This window comes from Bacillus sp. FSL K6-1005 (assembly GCF_038000225.1).
Taxonomy (GTDB): domain Bacteria; phylum Bacillota; class Bacilli; order Bacillales; family Bacillaceae; genus Bacillus; species Bacillus mojavensis.
In genome coordinates, this window is sequence record NZ_JBBOBP010000001.1 from 2,805,502 (window position 1) to 2,824,809 (window position 19,308).

Annotated in this window: 16 protein-coding genes; 3 read left to right on the forward strand and 13 right to left on the reverse strand. The window is 46.1% G+C overall.

The window, feature by feature from the left end:
• Positions 1-63: 63 nt before the first annotated feature.
• The 5 genes from NST16_RS14575 to NST16_RS14595 all read right to left on the reverse strand — a co-directional run bounded on the left by NST16_RS14575 (position 64) and on the right by NST16_RS14595 (position 7,584).
• Complete coding sequence (locus NST16_RS14575; RefSeq protein ID WP_229148745.1) at positions 64-1,257, reverse strand: MFS transporter; 1,194 nt, start codon at positions 1,255-1,257, stop codon at positions 64-66.
• A gap of 125 nt (positions 1,258-1,382) precedes the next feature.
• Positions 1,383-2,573, reverse strand: a complete 1,191-nt coding sequence (locus tag NST16_RS14580) for a CamS family sex pheromone protein (protein ID WP_229148743.1) — start codon at positions 2,571-2,573, stop codon at positions 1,383-1,385.
• A 15-nt stretch (positions 2,574-2,588) separates the two neighbouring features.
• Positions 2,589-4,595, reverse strand: coding sequence for an NAD-dependent DNA ligase LigA (gene ligA / locus NST16_RS14585; protein WP_010333262.1), 2,007 nt, complete (start codon positions 4,593-4,595; stop codon positions 2,589-2,591).
• A 23-nt stretch (positions 4,596-4,618) separates the two neighbouring features.
• Positions 4,619-6,838, reverse strand: coding sequence for a DNA helicase PcrA (gene pcrA / locus NST16_RS14590; protein ID WP_326196880.1), 2,220 nt, complete (start codon positions 6,836-6,838; stop codon positions 4,619-4,621).
• Between the two features lie 59 nt (positions 6,839-6,897).
• Positions 6,898-7,584, reverse strand: a complete 687-nt coding sequence (locus NST16_RS14595) for a heptaprenylglyceryl phosphate synthase (protein WP_268505806.1) — start codon at positions 7,582-7,584, stop codon at positions 6,898-6,900.
• Positions 7,585-7,822: 238 nt separating this feature from the next.
• Between NST16_RS14595 and NST16_RS14600 the strand changes: the two genes are divergently transcribed.
• The gene (locus NST16_RS14600; protein ID WP_168747105.1) at positions 7,823-9,400 is read left to right on the forward strand and encodes an FMN-binding glutamate synthase family protein; all 1,578 of its coding nucleotides are present in this window, start codon (positions 7,823-7,825) and stop codon (positions 9,398-9,400) included.
• A 36-nt stretch (positions 9,401-9,436) separates the two neighbouring features.
• On the opposite strand, the gene NST16_RS14605 is transcribed toward NST16_RS14600, so the two are convergent.
• From NST16_RS14605 to NST16_RS14615, 3 genes are read right to left on the reverse strand one after another with little or no spacing between them, the layout of a single operon-like run.
• Positions 9,437-9,751, reverse strand: a complete 315-nt coding sequence (locus tag NST16_RS14605; protein ID WP_003219429.1) for a YerC/YecD family TrpR-related protein — start codon at positions 9,749-9,751, stop codon at positions 9,437-9,439.
• Positions 9,752-9,753: 2 nt separating this feature from the next.
• On the reverse strand, positions 9,754-10,749 hold the full coding sequence (locus NST16_RS14610; protein WP_229148738.1) for a DUF3048 domain-containing protein: 996 nt from the start codon (positions 10,747-10,749) through the stop codon (positions 9,754-9,756).
• A 26-nt stretch (positions 10,750-10,775) separates the two neighbouring features.
• Positions 10,776-12,518: an adenine deaminase gene (locus NST16_RS14615; protein ID WP_340887292.1), complete on the reverse strand. Its 1,743-nt coding sequence runs from the start codon at positions 12,516-12,518 to the stop codon at positions 10,776-10,778.
• Positions 12,519-12,645: 127 nt separating this feature from the next.
• Between NST16_RS14615 and NST16_RS14620 the strand changes: the two genes are divergently transcribed.
• Positions 12,646-12,879, forward strand: a complete 234-nt coding sequence (locus NST16_RS14620; protein ID WP_029441181.1) for a YgaP family membrane protein — start codon at positions 12,646-12,648, stop codon at positions 12,877-12,879.
• Between the two features lie 13 nt (positions 12,880-12,892).
• Here NST16_RS14620 and NST16_RS14625 read toward each other — a convergent pair whose 3' ends face one another.
• The gene (locus tag NST16_RS14625; protein ID WP_340888376.1) at positions 12,893-14,167 is read right to left on the reverse strand and encodes an APC family permease; all 1,275 of its coding nucleotides are present in this window, start codon (positions 14,165-14,167) and stop codon (positions 12,893-12,895) included.
• A 144-nt stretch (positions 14,168-14,311) separates the two neighbouring features.
• Here NST16_RS14625 and NST16_RS14630 point away from each other — a divergent pair, with 144 nt between their 5' ends.
• Complete coding sequence (locus tag NST16_RS14630; protein ID WP_024120450.1) at positions 14,312-14,734, forward strand: Lrp/AsnC family transcriptional regulator; 423 nt, start codon at positions 14,312-14,314, stop codon at positions 14,732-14,734.
• Positions 14,735-14,773: 39 nt separating this feature from the next.
• Here the strand turns inward: NST16_RS14630 and purD are convergent, their stop codons facing one another.
• From purD to purM, 4 genes are read right to left on the reverse strand one after another with little or no spacing between them, the layout of a single operon-like run.
• Positions 14,774-16,042 carry a phosphoribosylamine--glycine ligase gene (purD, locus tag NST16_RS14635; RefSeq protein ID WP_095714335.1) on the reverse strand — a complete coding sequence of 423 codons (1,269 nt, stop codon included), beginning with the start codon at positions 16,040-16,042 and terminating at the stop codon, positions 14,774-14,776.
• Between the two features lie 15 nt (positions 16,043-16,057).
• Positions 16,058-17,596, reverse strand: a complete 1,539-nt coding sequence (gene purH, locus NST16_RS14640; protein ID WP_326332216.1) for a bifunctional phosphoribosylaminoimidazolecarboxamide formyltransferase/IMP cyclohydrolase — start codon at positions 17,594-17,596, stop codon at positions 16,058-16,060.
• A complete protein-coding gene (gene purN, locus NST16_RS14645) occupies positions 17,593-18,180 on the reverse strand; it encodes a phosphoribosylglycinamide formyltransferase (protein ID WP_326330285.1) in 588 nt (195 codons plus the stop codon). Before purN ends, purH begins: the two co-directional genes overlap by 4 nt.
• Entirely contained in the window at positions 18,177-19,217 is a 1,041-nt protein-coding gene (purM, locus tag NST16_RS14650) for a phosphoribosylformylglycinamidine cyclo-ligase (protein ID WP_340887294.1), read from the reverse strand. Before purM ends, purN begins: the two co-directional genes overlap by 4 nt.
• Between the last annotated feature and the right edge of the window lie 91 nt (positions 19,218-19,308).

Below are 19,308 nucleotides of genomic sequence, written 5' to 3' on the forward strand. Positions count from 1 at the left end.
ATTATTTAATAACACCAATTTAAACACACAAAAATATTTTTGTAAATATTTATAATATATTGTCTATATTTGTTCATTTTTTAGTTTTAATGATAGAAGCGCTGAAACAGTAAAAATGATAAAATTCAAGAAAAAGACATATTGCACACCAAGCCAATCAGTTAGGCTGCTCATAATCAAGATAGAAGCTCCGTATACAAATGTGCTTATTGTATGCTGAGCAGACAGGATTTTTGGAAGCAATGTTTCGTTTATGTTCTCCTGCACATAAGTTCTGATCGCAATCCCCCTGAGCTGAAATGAGGGTCCCAGAATAAAGACAAGAAGCAAGGATGCCAACGCATACTTGTTTAGCGCAAGACATAATGTAGAAGCGCCGATAGCAATTGAAGTCCATAAAATCATTGAGAACAGCTTTCCGTTGATGCTTTTCGAAAATTTCCATACGATTAAACCGCCTGTAATGGTACCCGCGAAATAACTGGCATTAATAAACCCCCACCATGTTTCGTTTTTATGAAGCACTTCATCGACATATACAAGAATGATAGCCCCCGTCCAAATGCTTCTGCCGAACATGGATAAAAGCTCAAGAACAGTCAGCATTCTGATAACAGGCATCTGATAAATCGCTTTCCAGCCAGCTGCGATTTTATCAATAAAAGATTCGTTTTCTTCCTGTTCGCCATCTCCTTTACCCGCATCCTTGACAAAAAATAAAGACACTGTTGAAGTGCCATAAAGCACAAAAGTCAGCATTAATAGCAATTGGGGCCCGAGCCATTTGATCAAAAGGCCGCCGAGCAGCCAACCGAGCAAGAGCACGATCTGATCAGAGGTCAGCACAAGACTGTTTGCTTTCAATAGCATGGGTTTTGGAACAAAACGGGGAATCATAGAATTTCTGACCGGGATGGTTCCTCCATCTAACAGTGACATGAAAAATACAATCAAGAAAAAGATTACAATAGATTTAAAATCTATAATAAATATGAGGAGCAGCAAAGATAAAAGTATGGTTTGCGTCAGCTGTAAAAAGATCAAAATCTGCTTGAGCCTGTATTTATTGATAAAAACAGGTATAAAAACTGCGCTTAATGATTGGCCGACAAATTGCATCATGGCCACAAGCGATGCCAAAAAAGCCGAGTCTGTGACTTGATAGGTAAACAGGGTCAGAACCAGCACATATAGAGAATCTCCTAAATTGGCAATCGACTGCCCCGCCCATATGAAATAAAAGGATTTATTTTTCATATTTTCAACCCTTTTCTATTTTTTGAACATCATAACATAAATGCATACCCTATCCAACGATCCCCAAATTCAATATAAACGCAAAATAACCCCAGCGCCGCTGCGGCGCAAGGGGTTAACTTATTTTAGTCATAAATGTGAACAGTCGGCTCTTTATCGCCAGCATCACGGAGAATGACCGCTTCCTGCCCGTCTGAGGATGTAATATCCACTTCGAGATCTAGTGAGCTCTTTGAGTAATAGTCCATGACTTCCCCCGTTAAGAACTGGGTAAACGCGACGACTTCACTCTTTCCGTAGAATTGCATTGGAATTTCGATTTTCATTTTCTTCATTTCATCGTTTTCATACAGGGCCGTTCCGACAACACCTGTGTAGTTCGGGAAGTAGTTGTCAATTGAGTTTTTGAATCGTTTAAAGACTTCAGAATCATCCGGATATTTCTCTGCAGTGCTCGTATCGGCCGGATAGAAGACGTATTTTTCATTTACATCGTCCCAGTTTGAAATATCAGAGGAGCCTGCTTTGACTTCTGTTTTGGCGATAAAATTGCCGGGAACGATGGATGTTTTAGACGCCTGTTTGTAAAGCGCAATCGTAATCGGCACATTCTTCAGGTTGTCTTTTTTGCGAAGGCGGTTAATGACCTCCTGCGCGATTTTTTCTCCCTGTTTACGGAGTGTGCTGTTATCAATTTCCACTTCTTTTTGAGGGTCGCCTGTTTTCTCGCGGTAGTAATACACTGAATTTAACGCCAACCCGATCATAACGCCGCCAAGCTGGATGGAATTCTTGTCTTTTCTGACTAAGTAATCATGTTCCAGCATAGAAGCTAAATAAACCGGACTGCTTTCGTTTTTCTCTTCTGTTGAGCCAGAGCTAGGGAGCGCTGGGTTCAGACCTTCGTTTTTAAAGTTTTTATCTTCTTTTTGGGCTTTTTTCAGATCAGAGCCTGTTTTTTTCCGAGCCAGCCAGCTTAATACTGTATCTTCATCTAAGTATTGTCCTTCTTGGAACAGATAATCGTCTGTCGAGAAAGAGTCCTGGGCAAGGCGCATCAGCCCCGTTTCAAACTCATCAATATCAAGTCTTGTATTCAGCTGTTCCGTTGTCAGGCCGCGTGCTTTCCCCGCCTTAAACGGAAGCACCATTTTGTAATAGGAGTCAGAGATATTGTATTTCGGGATAATCGCTTTTTCTGACGATTTCGCCGTTTTTTGCGTAATCTCTTCCTCCTTCTTCCCCCCAAAACCTGACGAACAGGCAGACAGCATTAACACTGCCGCCGTTGCCGCCATTACCAACGTCTTTTTCAATAGAAAACACTCCTCTTATTTCTTTAGCTCTCCCATTAGCTGTTGTTCATTCCACACTTCAATGTTCAGCTCTTGCGCTTTTGTCAGCTTGCTTCCCGCCGCTTCTCCGGCGATGACCAAGTCTGTGTTTTTACTGACGCTTCCAGTCATCTTTCCGCCGAGCGCTTCAATTTGCGCTTTCGCTTCGTTTCTTGACAGCTCTTCCAGCTTTCCTGTCAGAACGATGGTTTTGCCTGCAAAATAGGAATCGCTGTCCTCTGCTTTTACTTTTTTCGGACCTTTATAAAGTGTGTTTACGCCAAGCTCCTCAAGTTCGGCCAAAAGCTCGAGCATTTCTTCTTTATGGAAATAGGTGATGACTGCGTCAGCCATTTTTTCACCGATTTCATCTATTGCGAGAAGTTCCTCTATGGTAGCTTTTTTCAGATTGTCCAAGCTTTCAAAGTGCATGGCGAGCGTCTTTGCAGCCTTCGAGCCGATAAAGCGGATGCCGAGGCCGAATAACAGGCGCTCTAATGAGTTTTCCTTTGATTTTTGTATAGAGCTGATTAGGTTTTCAGTTGATTTTTCGCCCATGCGTTCGAGCTGAATCACCTGTTCCTTCGTCAGCTTATACAGATCTGCCACATTACGGACGAGATTCTCCTGAAACAGCTGTGTGATCACTCGTTCGCCAAGCCCGTCAATGTTCATGGCATTGCGGGAGACAAAATGAATCAGCCCTTCTCTGATTTGTGCAGGGCATTCAGGATTGATGCAGCGAAGCGCCACTTCACCTTCAATGCGGACGAGTTCACTGCCGCATTCAGGGCATTCTGTCGGCATGCTGAATTCCTTTTCTTCCCCCGTGCGCTGTTCAACGAGAACGTTCACGACTTCAGGTATAATATCGCCCGCTTTTTTGACGACTACCTTATCCAAAATCCGGATATCCTTCTCTTTAATTAAATCTTCGTTATGAAGGGATGCTCTTGAGACCGTTGTCCCGGCAACTTTTACCGGCTCAAGAATCGCGGTCGGCGTAATCACACCCGTTCTTCCGACATTTAATTCGATATCGAGAAGCTTGGTCACGACCTCTTCTGCAGGAAACTTATACGCAATGGCCCAGCGCGGGCTTTTCGCCGTATAGCCGAGCTCCTCCTGCTGATCGAGAGAATCCACTTTGATGACGATGCCGTCAATTTCATACGGGAGATCGGCGCGTTTCGCTTGAAGCTCATCGATCATCGCAATGACTTCTTCTATGCTGCCGCATTTTTTCCGTTCCTGGTTCGTTTTAAAGCCGATGTCGTCGAGAAAATCAAGCCCTTGGCTTTGTGTCTCCACACCCATTTCGTCAAGCTCCGCTATACTGTAGACGAAGATATCAAGATTTCGTTTCGCCGCAATTTTAGGATCAAGCTGTCTGAGTGATCCCGCAGCGGCATTGCGCGGATTTGCGAACGGTTCTTCCTCGTTTTTGATCCGTTCTTCATTGAGCGCTTCAAATGAGCGTTTCGGCATATATGCCTCGCCGCGCACTTCAATTGAAAGGCTGCGGTTCATTTTGAGCGGAATAGTGCGGATCGTCTTCAGATTTTCCGTAATATCCTCTCCCGTTGTTCCGTCGCCTCTTGTGGCGCCTCTGACAAAATAGCCGTCTTCATAACGGAGAGAAACAGCAAGACCGTCTATTTTCAGCTCCACATTATACGCCACATCATCACCCACGGCCTGGCGCACACGGCGGTCAAAGTCGCGGAGATCGTCAGCATTAAACGCGTTGCCGAGACTGAGCATGGGCGTGCCGTGAGTGACTTTTTGAAATGCTTCAAGCACAGCGCCGCCGACACGCTGTGTAGGAGAATCAGGCGTTCTGAGGTCTGGATGCTCCTCCTCAATCGCAATCAGCTCCTGCATCAATCTGTCGTATTCAGCATCTGGGACGCTCGGTTCATCTAAGGTGTAATATTCATAGCTATACTTGTTGATGGTGCGGCGCAGTTCTTCTGCCCGCTGCTTCGCTGTTTCTTTGTCCATCTGCTTCTTCCTTTCCTGTTCAATTACTGCTTTTCAATTGGCGCGAATGCCGCTAACAGGCGCTTCACACCGATCGGGCTCGGGAAGGCAATATCGAGTTCGGTCCCTTCTCCTTCGCCTTTTACGCTGACAACGGTTCCTGTGCCCCATTTTTTATGTCCGGCTTTATCTCCGACAGCCCAGTTGAGGGTATCACCGCCTGTTTTGCTTGCGTAGGATACCGGACGGGAAACAGGGCCGCGTCTCGGCTGCATTTTTCTTGCAGACGGCGCTCTCGTTTCTTTTTTCTCATTTAGGTTTTCCAATAAATCATCAGGAATTTCACCGATAAAGCGTGATTCCGGGTTCATGTTTGTTCTGCCAAACAACGTGCGCATTTTTGCGTTGGTCAGATAAAGCTCCTGCTCCGCTCTTGTAATGCCCACATAAGCGAGACGGCGTTCTTCTTCCATCTCTGCTTCTTCCATCAGTGAACGGCTGTGCGGGAAGACGCCTTCCTCAAGCCCCATAAGGAAAACAACCGGGAATTCCAGTCCTTTTGCGGCGTGCAGCGTCATCAGCGTGATCGCATCCGTGCCGCCGGATTCCTCTTCTTTCTGGTCGAGCTGATCGATATCAGCGATCAGTGCCAAATCTGTCAGGAACGCAACGAGTGTTTTGTCTTCGCTTTTCTGTTCAAAGTTTTTCGTTACGGACAGGAACTCGTCGATGTTTTCTAAACGGCTTTGGGCTTCAATTGATTTTTCTGCCTTCAGCATTTCTCTGTATTCGGTTTTATCGAGAATTTCTTCGGTCAGCTCGGTAATTGATAAATAGTCCTGCATGTTTGTCAGGTTCTCAATCATCTGTCTGAAGCTGTCGAGCGCGTTGGCAGCCTTGGCGCTGACGCCGATGAAATCAACCTGCTGAATCGCTTGGAATAGTGACAAGCCGTTCATCGCGGCATATGAAGCGATTTTTTCAAGTGATGTGGCGCCGACTCCGCGCTTCGGCACATTGACAATACGCGTAAAGCTGATGTCATCATCCGGATTGGATACGAGACGCAGGTACGCGAGAATGTCTTTGATTTCTTTTCTGTCATAGAACTTTGTGCCGCCGACAATGTTATAGTTCAGGCCCGCTTTGAGAAGCGTTTCCTCAATCACACGGGACTGGGCGTTTGTCCGGTACAAGATGGCGATATCCGACAGCTTCCGTTTGCCGGAGTGATGAAGCTCATAAATTTTCCCGGCAACAAATTGTCCTTCACCGAATTCATTGTCTCCACGGTAGTAGGAAATTTTAATTCCTTCATCGTTTTCCGTCCATAGATTTTTCGGCTTGCGGTTTGTGTTGTTTTGGATCACTTCGTTGGCCGCGCGCAAAATCCGTTTTGTTGAACGGTAGTTTTGTTCAAGCAAAATAACGCTGGCATTCGGATAATCCTTTTCAAAGGAAAGAATGTTGGCGATGTCCGCCCCGCGCCATCTGTAAATGGACTGGTCGGAGTCGCCGACAACGCAAAGGTTCTGGAAACGCTCCGCCAGCTGCTTCACGAGCATGTATTGCGCTCTGTTCGTATCCTGATACTCATCGACGTGGATGTATTGGAATTTGCGCTGATAAAATTCAAGCACTTCCGGAATACGGTCAAACAGTTTAATGGTCGTCATAATTAAGTCGTCGAAATCAAGAGACTGGTTTTTCAGCAGTTTTTTCTGATAATCAGTGTATACATCGCTGACGACCTGATCATAATAGCCACCGGCAACCTTAGAAAATTCCTCCGGTTCGGTCAATTCGTTTTTCGCACTGCTGATCGTACCGAGGATACTTCTCGGATCAAATTTTTTCGGATCAAGGTTGCGTTCCTTCAATATCCCTTTGATGACTGAAAGCTGGTCAGCCGTATCAAGGATTGAGAAATTACGGTTGATCCCGATGCGGTCGATATCTCGGCGCAAAATTCGCACACACATGCTGTGGAACGTGGAAATCCAGATATCGTCCGCGCCAGGCCCGAGAATGCTCTCCACACGTTCTTTCATTTCTCTGGCCGCTTTATTTGTAAATGTGATCGCCAGAATATTCCACGGCGCCACATGCTTTTCCGCCATTAAGTAAGCGATTCTGTGCGTCAGGACACGCGTCTTTCCGCTTCCCGCTCCCGCCATCAGCAAGAGAGGCCCGTCCGTTGTTTTGACAGCTTCCTGCTGAACGGGGTTTAATCCGCTTAATAGTTGATTGCTAATGTAATTCAAAATTCGTCACCCGCCTATACAAACATATGTTCTATCATAAACCAAATCCGTACATTTCGCTACTCGCCTTTGACAGCTGCTACTGTCTTCAGCGCTTCATCAAAATCCTCATATACAGCGTTGCCCACCACAATGACATCCGCGTGCTCGGCATACTGTTTCGCCGTCTCCGCATCTTTGATGCCGCCTCCGTAAAACAGGGTGGACGATTGCAATACAGCCTTCGTTTTCTTCACGGCTTCTATGTCCCCAAGAGCGCCGCTGTATTCCAGATAGAAAATCGGAAGCTGCAGCAGCTCAGACACGCGCGCATAGGCGATGATATCGTCATGATTCAGATTGGTGTCCGCCTCCGTTAAAGCCGCGGCTTTGCAATCAGGATTTACGATACAATAGCCTTCCGCCACAATTTCTTCCATCGACATCAGTTCTCCATATTCCTTCATGGCCTTCTGATGCATTCCGACAATCCAATCCGGATTTTTGCTGTTTAATACACTTGGAATAAAATATAAGTCAAAGCCGGGGACAATCGCTTCAATCGCTGACACCTCAAGTACACACGGCACCAAAAACCGTCTCACCTGAGATAGCATCCGCAGGACATTATCCTCCGTTACACCATCGCTTCCTCCGATAATGACCGCATCAGTCCCTGACTCACAAAGAATCTCCAGCTGTTCATCAGGCAAATCTTTATTTGGATCGAGTTTAAAGACATGCTTCCACTCCGTTACATCGTACACGTCATCCGTTCCTCCATTCGTTTCTTACCATTTAAACATTATAACAAATTCACATAGCGCGGAAAAACGGAAAAAGCCGTCATTCTCGTTATTCACTGAAAAAGGTGTTTTGATTCTATTTCCGCAGAAAAAAAGCGGCTGTTCCGCTCTCTTTTTATAGTAAAAACACAGTAATATTTTCTATTGTTTGGAAACGCCCCAACAGTGGAAATGGTTACATAAAAAGGGAGGCTAACAGATGGAATACATGATCATTGCACTTATTGCATTTATCATCGGGATTATCGTTATCCCCATCGCATTGTTTGTCTGGATCTACATAAAGGACGAAAAACAGCAGGAGCATTCGATCCTCCGCAATTATCCTGTCATTGGAAGGTTTCGCTATATTTTTGAGAAAATCGGTCCGGAGCTGCGGCAGTATTTATTTAGCAATGACAATGAGGAACAGCCTTTTTCACGAAAAGAATATGAGCAAACTGTCATTTCCGGAAAATATAAAAGCAGAATGATGGGTTTCGGCTCGGTAAGAGATTTTGATCAACCGGGCTATTATATCCGAAACGCCCTTTTCCCAAAACAAAAAGAAGAATTGCGTGTGAGCCAGTCTCCGAAAATTGAAACCCACATCTATAAAATCGATTCGGACAATCTGTTCAGACGCAGCGAACATGCCGAACGTATTAAGGCTGATCCGTATTATCTCCATCCAGATGATGTTCAAGTCATCGGCGGGAGTACATGCGAAAAGCCTTTCTATGTGAAGGGATTAGTCGGGCAATCCGCCATGAGCTACGGTTCACTTGGGGAGCGCGCCATTACAGCGCTGTCAAAAGGGCTGCACCAGGCGGGCGGCACTTGGATGAATACCGGTGAAGGCGGATTGTCTGAGTATCACTTAAAGGGAGGTGCTGATATCATCTGCCAAATCGGTCCCGGTCTTTTTGGTGTGCGCAATAGAAAAGGGGAATTTTCGTGGGAGGAATTCAAAAAGAAAAGCCGGCTTGACCAAATTAAAGCGTTTGAGCTGAAGCTCGCACAAGGAGCAAAAACCCGCGGCGGACATGTGGATGGCGCTAAAGTGTCAGAGGAAGTGGCGGAAATCCGGAATGTCGAACCCGGAAAATCAATCGACAGCCCAAACCGCTTTCATGAATTTTCAAGCACACCTGAAATGCTGGATTTTATTGAAAAGCTGCGAGACGTCGGTCAAAAGCCGGTCGGCATTAAAATTGTTGCAGGCCAGCCTGATGACTTGCATGAGCTTTTTTCTTATATGCAGAAAAGCGGAAAACATCCTGATTTTATAACAATAGACGGGAGTGAAGGCGGTACCGGTGCTTCCTTTTATGAGCTTGCCGACACAGTCGGCCTCCCGATTATGACCGCGCTCCCTATCGTTGATACACTGCTCAGACAATACGGCTTGCGTGACCGTATGAAACTTTTTGCTTCCGGAAAGCTGCTGACCCCTGACAAAATCGCGGTGGCTTTAGCTCTGGGCGCTGACTTTGTCAACATTGCACGCGGTATGATGTTTTCAGTCGGATGCATCCGCGCCCTCGTATGCCACACCAACACATGCCCGGCAGGCGTTGCGACAACAGATCCGAAGCTGCAAAAAGCGCTGAGCGTTGAGGAAAAGCAGCACCGTGTCTGCAACTACGTCATTTCGCTGCGTGAGGGGCTGTTTAATCTGGCAGCAGCAGCCGGGATCGATTCGCCGATTCATTTTTCCCAGAAGCATGTTGTCTATCGTAAAGAGGATGGCAGCACAATTGACATCAACAAACTGATTGAGAAAATTGTTTCATAAAAAAAACCGCCCCTAGCCAAACGGCAGGGCGGTTTTTTATTTGGAAGAAGACTCTGTTTCAGTCTCCTTCACACGGTCAAGCGCCATCTCATAGGCGTCATTTCCATAATTCAAGCAGCGCTTCACACGGGAAATTGTCGCAGTAGATGCGCCTGTTTCTGTTTCAATTTTATGATACGTGTTTCCTTCGCGGAGCATGCGCGCCACTTCAAGGCGCTGAGCCAGCGATTGAATTTCATTAATTGTGCAAAGATCATCGAAGAACCGGTAACATTCCTCCAGGTCTTTCAGCGATAAGATAGAGTTAAATAGCTGGTCCAGCTCTTTGCCGCGTAATTTATCGATTTGCATCGTTACACACCTTCTCCTTTACTAATGGAAGCCGCATCGAGATCAGGCACGATATTTATCCATGTCTTTCCTGGTACAAACGGCAGCCATTTGCCTTCTTTCACCGGCACAATTCTCCCGTTTACATATTTCCAGTCTGCTTCAATGACGTTTCCGTGCTGAAACAGCAGACCTTTACCCCCTGATTCTATGTCGATGTCACGCCTTCCATCTTGGTCAATAGTATGATGGCTGGCTTCAACAATGAAAATATTTTGCATTGCAACCGGCTTTCCGGTCTCCCGGTCTGTAGTCATGACACCATCAGAGCTTCTCGTATAAGCTTCAGCTTTTTTATCATAGTTGTATTCGACAAGATTTGTAACGTTTTTTGTTCCATAATCTACCCGAACATTATAAGATTCATTTACAGGTTTTGCATCTGATGTTTGAAACAGCATTGGATCTGTTTCCTGCTTCAGCTCATATCCCTTTTGTTCCGCCGCCTTTTTTATGTACTCATAAGACGTGTAGGAATTGTGGGGCGGTTCACTGAAATCAGCTCTCCAAAATAAGCTTCCGTCAAAATCCAATCCGTTAATATAATCGGCAGCTCCGGATTCCAGCTGCTCCTTGGCGCCGGGACTCCAGCCGTGATGGACAAATATGCTGTCAAAACCGTTGCTGAGAGTGACGAAATATTCCCGCGCACTCCGCACAGGTCCTACAGTTTCAGGCATCTGGCTTTGAAAAATGGCCAAAAACCTTGTAATTTGGCCTTCGGCAAGCGCTTCTATGACAATGTCGGCTTTAGACAGTCCTGATTGCGGCCGCGCCTTCGGGTGATTGTTCACCACGACAGCAACAGGCCTGCGTTCAGCTGCCTTCTGCTCAGTCTCCAATCCCGTCAAAGGGGCTTTCAGCTTCTTTGTGTGATCAGGGACAGCGTCCTTCTGCTGGCAAGATACTAGCATGAAAAACGCGAAACACAGCACGCAAACTGTCATCCATTTTTTCATATGTCGGCTCCCCGCTCTTTTATATTTTAACGCATTATCGATGGAAAGAGTACAGTTTTTTTCATCACGTCGAAGATTCCTCTTGGCGTAATGCGTATATATGGGAGGTGCGTGCTTTGCAAAAAGAGCAGCGTATAAACCGGATCACAATACTCATAGCCTCTTTCAGTCAATAGATCTCTCAGCTTCTGTTCCTTTTCCAGCACGATGTCATACGATTCCGAAGAAGCGCATCCGCACAGTGAAAGCGGAATTTCGTGAAGAATTTTTCCGTCTTCCGCAAGCACAATTCCCCCACCGATTTCTTTCATGCGGGAGAAAGCAAGCAGCATATCCGCTTTGTTTTTTCCGATCGCAACAATATCACCCGTCGTCGTAAAGGAGCTCACAAATCCCTGCACACTTGAGGCAAATCCTTTTATCATCGTATTCACGCGCCATTTCCCATGTCTGTCAAGCATCGTTAAATAACTTTCATCATGTTCAAATGAAAGCTGTTCGACCGAGTTGTCGATCTCAATCATATACGGCTCCATAATCACCGCATTCCGCATTTTTACGCCCATCGGCATGGAAAACTGCAAATCATCCATCGTCATATCATATGAAAGCTCAAGCGGGACAAGACCGCCTTTGTTCCAGTTCGTATGTGGAAACGCATTCACATCACGGCCGTCTTCACGCAAAATCTTGCCTTTTGACAGAACAGTTACCGGATTCGGCTGCAACGGGTCCTCAAGGATATTCAGTGATGCAAGTCTTCCCGGCCCGACAATGCCTAAATAATCATCCATTTGGTAATACTTCGCGATATTAAATGATGCCATATTGTACGCATCGATTGCCGGAACCCCTTCTTCCAGGGCAATCCGGATGAGCTCGTTTGTCATGCCGCCTTTATAAAAATTAGGCGTAGCGCCGTCTGTTGTGTAAAAAAAGTGGTCATAGTAGCGGAAGCCCTTTTCATGAAGCTCCTGCAATATGTTTCTTAAATCAGGGCGAATGGACGAATTGCGAAGTGATACATAATAGCCCAGCTCCAGCCTTCTCATCACTTCCTCACCTGTCATGGCTTCATGATCACAATCCGCTCCGAACAGCTTCATTTTTGTAAGCGTTTTATCTGAAGCGCCGGGAAAATGCCCTTCTATGCGTTTCCGCTGTTTTTTTGTGGCCTGCATACAATGAAGCATTAAATCATCGCCATCTACAAGACGCGGCCAGCCGGTCATTTCTCCGCCTTGTATGACATCCGGGTGTTCAATCCACTGCTTTCTGACGTCAAATGGAAGAACGTGATCCTCGTTCAGAACCTCGGTCTGCAGGTCATACCGTGACCACCAAAAATACTGAACCGGAAGCTTTTTGAGTTCATTCAAAATAGTAAGCGCTTTCTTTTTTCCGCTTTGCAAAAGCAAAAATAAGTTATCATTTACGAATGTCGTTGTACCGTACTGAGACACATATTCCGCCAGCGTTTGGGGATTATATATTTGAAAAGGATGTGCGTGCGGTTCGATATAGCCAGGCACAATGTATTTTCCTTCACAATCAATCGTATGAATTTCTTCGGTTCTATCCGGAAGTTCATGACCAACATAAACAATACGGTCCTGATAAATCCAAATGTTTTTTTTCAGCCATTGTTTTACATATGGATTTAAGACGAGAGCATTCCGTAAAAGGAGCGTTGGAAGCAGCTTAGAGTCTACAACATCAACCTGTGCCCTGATGTCTTTATTTTTCCAGTTAAAGGTGCGTTCGGACATTCACATACTCTCCTTTACATGTATTAGACTCATGGTATCACATCCTTCTCCATCACGCACGATAAAAACGTTACAAATTTTTGAAGGTTCGATTAAAAAACTTTTTAAAGTAAAAGGAGCGGATTTCATGAAACCAAACATCAGTCTCATCAATGCCGTCTTCCGTATCGCCTGCGGACTGACAATTATGTCAGCTGCGAGTGCCAAGTATACGAAAAAACCTTGGTGCAAAATGCATCTGTTCTGCATCTTTATAGGCGCCATGAAGGCAGGTTCAGGCATACTGCGTTTCTGTCCCGTAACCTATATGTTTCAAAACACCATTGATGAAAACCATGGACAGGATCATCAAGAATCGTAAGAAAAAAGCTTGATCATAAAATGTGATCAAGCTTTTTTTCAGAATATCCCTTTGTCTTCATATAGAAAAAACCAACAGCCACAAACGCAGCCGGATACAAGAGCGCCCAGCCGCTAAATAAGTAGATCACTGCACAAAGAAGAAGCGCCCCCAAAGCCATCCACCAGCCTGAATCCTTCCAGTTCAGCAGTTTCAGCGCTGCTGCCATTGTACATATGTAAGATGCAATAAATGCCGAGCTTGGTCCTTTCAGCAGCGTTGTCAGATCAATTTGAAATATGCCGTTCGCCATAAGAGCGAAACCAAACACGATAGCCAGCGCTGTTAATACACGGACAGGTGTATGTTTTGTATGACTGAGTTTCCCGAAGTACCCGGGAATATGACCTTCTCTCGCCAACGCATAGACCATTCTTGAAAACCCTGCGATGTTGGCATGAATGGTGGCGAATGTAATAAAAAGAGCTAAACAAGTCGTTACATATACCCCAATATCCCCCGCTCCTTTTGATATGAGCATCGTCAGAGATGCGATTTCTCCCTTTTCTCCATATGCATGGGTGCCCACAGTGACAAACGACAGCATAATATACAGCACCGCCACACAAGCTGCCGCTAAGAATAAACTGATTGGTACATCCTTTTCGGGATGTGTAAACTCTTCAGCTAATGGAGTAATCATTTCCCAGCCTACGAAAGAAAAAAAGATGATGACAGAAACAGAACCCGCGGCAAACCAGCCATGCGGCAGAAAGGGCTTAAATTCAGCTGCTTTTACGTGAGGCAATGAAACAGCAACAGAAATGACGAGCAGCAACAAAATGACACAGATGACGAGTATGCTGATGTTTGCTGATAATTGAATGCCCCTGATATGAAGCAAAATAGAGATCGCCAGCATACTTGCTGCAATGAAAGCAATCTGCCAATCCGAAGCCTTTGTGACGTAGCTGACATAATGTGCGCCAGTCAAAGCGATCACTGGCACACCGATCGGAACCGATCCCAGCATAATCCAGCCCAAAATGGCTCCGGCTTTTGGCCGAAAAGCAAGCTGTACATAAGCCGTGATTCCTCCTGCGCTTGGCGCCATTCTGACAAGGCGCGCCAGTGTGCCGACGAGCAGAAAAGATAAGAAAGACATAAATCCCCAAACCAATAAAGAAGCGGGACCAGCGGTGTCAGCCGTGACAGACGGAAGAATTAAGATCCCGCAGCCTAATACGGCCCCGATCGTTAATGCCGCTCCTTGAACCCAAGTAATCGAACGCTGTAATTCCGGCAAAATGATTGCCTCCTTTCATGTTAATGGCTTTATTATAGAAAAAAACAAACGGCACCCATATGCTACAATTAAGCTAAATCAACAACATTTCCTCATAATAAAAGGAATTCTCACCAATTCACCTAAACATATAAAGGAGCAATACCAATGGACGATACAGACCTTCAAATTCTTTCGCATTTGCAGCAAAATGCGAGATTAACGATGGTTGAATTAGGAAAGCTTGTCGGACTCAGTTCTCCAAGTGCGGCGGAACGTGTCAGAAAGCTTGAGGACAAAGGGGTCATTACCGGGTACAGCGCTGATATCTGTTATGAAAAGCTAAACAAACATGTCACTGCTTTTATCCTGATGGAGCCGAAAAGCTGCAAACACTACGCCGCCTTTGCCGCAGCTCACCCCGATGTGGCAGAGAACCACCGGATTACAGGTATGTACAGCTATGTGACAAAAGTGGTGACGGAATCTGTGCATAGTCTAGAAGATTTTATAGACGCTTCAATGGCCCACGGAAAACCGACCACGCTTGTTGTGCTTTCTTCTTCCGCTTTCCGGCATGCTTTTGTATAACAAAAAACCCGCAGCACAATCTGCGGGTTTTTCTTCACTTTATTTTTGGGCAGCCTTCAGAGCTCGTGCTCCGATATCTTTTCTGAAAAACAGGCCGGGTTTGATGATCTCATCAACGGCTTTGTACACTCTGTCTCGTGCCGCTTCAAACGTTTCATCAAAAGCGGTCACATTGGCGACACGGCCGCCGTTTGTGACGAACTCTTCACCTTCTGCTTTCGTTCCGGCATGGAAGACGACAACTTGATCAGCATTTGCTGTCAGGCTGCCAATCGGCGTGCCTTTTGCATAGCTTTCAGGATAGCCTTCTGAAGCAAGCACGACACTGACTGCCGCCGTATCCTTCCATCTCAAGTCAACTTCCTTATCATCTAAAAGATCTAGAAGCACTTGTACCAGATCAGAATCCATACGAGGCAGCACAACCTGCGTTTCCGGGTCGCCGAAGCGGGCATTAAATTCAATGACCTTCGATCCATTCGCAGTGAGCATCAGCCCCGCATACAAAACGCCTGTGAAGGAGCGACCTTCTTGAACCATTGCTTTTGCGGCTGGCTTGACGATCGTTTCTACAGCATGACGCACGGTGTCTTCCGAAATTTGCGGAACAGGAGAGTAAGCGCCCATTCCTCCTGTATTCGGCCCTTTGTCTCCATCAAAAGCACGCTTATGATCCTGGGCAATGACCATCGGATATACCTTTTCTCCTTTGACAAACGCCATGAGGGAAAACTCTTCGCCAGAAAGAAATTCTTCAATTACGACAGATGCGCTCGCATCACCGAATTTTTCATCCTCAAGAAAATCATGCAGACACGCGATGGCTTCTTCTTCCGTCATCGCAACAGTTACGCCTTTTCCAGCCGCAAGTCCGTCCGCTTTAATGACAATCGGAGCGCCTTTTTCCTGCACATAAGCCTTCGCTTCTTCAAAGGATGTAAACGTGTCGTATTCTGCGGTCGGTATGTCGTATTTCTTCATTAAATCCTTTGCGAACTGTTTGCTTCCTTCGATGATTGCGGCGGCTTTTGACGGACCGAACACACGAAGACCGGCTTTTTCGAACTCGTCAACAAGGCCTTCAATTAAAGGAACCTCAGGCCCGACAATGGTCAGCCCGACCTGATTTTCTTTTGCAAATGAGACAAGCCCGGCGTGGTCGCTTTCCTCAATGTTTACAAGCTGTGCAGAAGATGCCATGCCGTCATTTCCCGGAGCGGCAAATACCGTATCAACAAGGCTGCTTTGCGCCACCTTCCATGCCAGCGTATGCTCTCTTCCGCCTTTACCGATAATTAATACATTCACGTCGTTTTCATCCCCTTAATGTTTGAAGTGTCTGATGCCGGTGAATACCATGGCAATGCCGTACTCGTCCGCTTTTTTAATGGAATCCTCGTCACGGATAGATCCGCCTGGCTGGATGATAGCTGTAACGCCCGCTTTTGCCGCTTCTTCGACTGTATCAGGCATTGGGAAATATGCATCTGATCCGAGTGCGCTGCCTTTCGCTTTTTCTCCGGCCTGCTCGATTGCGATTTTCGCTGATCCGACGCGGTTCATTTGTCCCGCTCCTACACCTACTGTCATGTTATCTTTTGCGAGAACGATCGCATTGGATTTCACATGTTTCACGACTTTCCAAGCAAGCTTCAAATCTTCCCACTCTTGCTCGTTCGGCTCTCTTTTTGTCGGAATGCTGATCTCAGCATCATTAAAGCCGTGCATATCTAAATCTTGAATCAACAATCCGCCTTGTACAGATGTCAGCTGTTTTTCTTTTTGGACGGCAGCTGTCACATCAAGTGTCAGCAGACGGAGATTTTTCTTCGCTGTCAGGATATCAAGCGCTTCCTGGCTGAATGAAGGCGCAATGATGATTTCTAAGAAAATATGATGAAGCGCTTCGGCTGTTGCCTTGTCCACTTCACGGTTCAACGCGATAATGCCGCCGAAGATCGATGTTTTATCTGCTTCGAACGCTCTGTCAAACGCTTCTGCGATCGTTTCGCCAGTTCCCACCCCGCACGGATTCATATGCTTCACTGCGACCGCAGCAGGCTCAGTGAATTCACGAACAATTTGAACAGCTGCGTCCGCATCTTTAATGTTGTTGTAAGAAAGCTCTTTGCCGTGCAGCTGTTCTGCTTGTGCAATAGAACCTTTGACAGGAAGCGCGCTTTGATAGAATGTTGCTTCCTGATGCGGGTTTTCTCCGTAGCGAAGCGATTGTTTTTTCTCAAATGTAACGGTGAATTGTTCTGGTTCTTTTTCACCGACAACATGTGTCAGATAGTCAGCGATCAGCGCGTCATATGCCGCAGTGTGACGGAATACTTTTGCCGCCAGCTCGCGTTTTTTCTGAAGCGAAACATCGCCTTCTTCTTTGATTTGATTCAGAACAGGGCTGTAATCCGCTGGATCAACGATAACCGTCACATCCTGATGGTTTTTCGATGCCGCTCGCAGCATGCCAGGTCCGCCGATATCAATGTTTTCAATAGCTTCTTCGTACGTCACATTCTCTTTAGAAATCGTTTCTTTAAATGGATAGAGGTTGACGACAACCAGGTCAATTGGCGCAATGCCGTGTTCATTGATCTGCGCCATATGCTCTTCGTTGCCGCGAACTGCAAGAAGACCGCCGTGAATATTCGGATGAAGCGTTTTTAAGCGCCCGTCCATAATTTCCGGAAAACCTGTCACTTCAGAAATTCCGATAACTTCAACACCGTTTTCTTGAAGAAGCTTTTTTGTGCCGCCGGTTGAAATAACCTCAACGCCAAGCTCTGTCAGTTCTTTTACGAAAGGAACAAGATTTGTTTTATCTGAAACACTGATTAGTGCGCGTTTAATGGTCATGCCTTTTCACCTCTGTTATTTAATCCTAATAGCTGTTTAATCACACTTGGATACCATTTATGCTCAAGCTTGTGAATCCGCTGTTCGATTGTTTCCAATGTATCATGTTGATTAATTTCAATTGCCTTTTGAGCGATGATCGGACCTGTATCCATTCCTTCATCGACGTAATGAACGGTAATCCCGGCCACCTTCACACCCGCGCGGTATGCCTGTCCGACTGCGTCTATTCCAGGAAAAGCGGGAAGAAGGGACGGATGGATGTTGATGATTTTTCCTCCGTATGCCTGGAGCAGCGTATCACCGATCAGTCTCATATAGCCGGCGAGAACGATCAATTCTACTTCATGAAGATGAAGTTGTTCAATAATGGCCCGTTCAAATGCGGCCTTGTTTTCATAAGACTTCGGCTCAAAAGCAAAGGATGGAATCTGGAATCTTTCCGCCCGCTCGATGACTTTCGCCTGCGGTTTGTCGCAAACGAGGAGTGATACGGACGCATCCCAGTTCTCCTCTTTCAAGCGTGTGACGATGGCTTCGAAGTTTGAGCCATTTCCGGATGCAAATACCGCAAACTTTTTCATGAAAGTGCAGCACCGCCGAATGTAACGCCTTCACCTTGTTTCACTCGCCCGATTAAATAGGCTTTTTCGCCATGGCTTTCAAGCGTTCCGATAACTTTTGTGAGATGTTCTTCTTTTACCGCGAGAACAAATCCGATGCCCATATTAAAGACGTTAAACATGTCTTCTTCTTTCAGCTTGCCATGCTCCTGCAAGAAAGAGAAGATCGGCGGGATCGGCCAAGAGCCGTGATCGATTTCCGCACTTAAGCCTTCAGGAAGCATACGCGGAAGATTTTCAATAAATCCGCCGCCTGTTACGTGCGCCATACCATCAATGAGTCCGCTTTTCACAGCCGCAAGCACAGGCTTCACGTAAATTCTTGTCGGCTCAAGCAATTCTTCGCCGAGCGGGCGTTCAAACGGCTCATACGTTTCGTCGAGATCAAGCTCTGCATCGTCCAGAAGCACCTTTCTCACAAGGGAAAATCCGTTGCTGTGAAGACCGCTGGAGCTTAGTCCGATTAAAAGGTGGCCTTCCTTGATGTTTTCGCCGGTCACGATTTCATCCTTTTCCGCCACACCAACTGAGAAACCTGCGATATCGTATTCATCAACTGTATATATTCCAGGCATTTCAGCGGTTTCTCCGCCGACCAAGGCTGAACCTGACTGCTCACAGCCATCCGCAACGCCTTGTACGATCTGCTCAATTTTCATGGGATCTGCTTTGCCGACCGCTAAATAGTCGAGGAAAAAGAGCGGCTCCGCACCTTGCGCAAGCACGTCATTGACACACATTGCGACAGCGTCTACACCAATCGTGTCATGTTTATCCATGGAAAAAGCCAGCTTTAATTTTGTACCGACACCGTCTGTTCCCGAAATTAAAACGGGTTTCTGATAAGAAAGCTCCGACAGATCAAACATGCCGCCAAAACCGCCAAGGCTGCCCATAACGCCAAGCCTTTTCGTACGCTCCACATGTTTTTTCATCCGTTTTACAGCTTCATATCCGGCTTCGATGTCAACTCCTGCGTTTTTATATGCTTCAGACATCCTATTCACTCCTTTAAGGCGCTTTTCAAAATATCTCTCCGATCAAGGGCAGAAAGAGAAAGGCAGCCGAACTGCGCTGCCTTTATGTCAT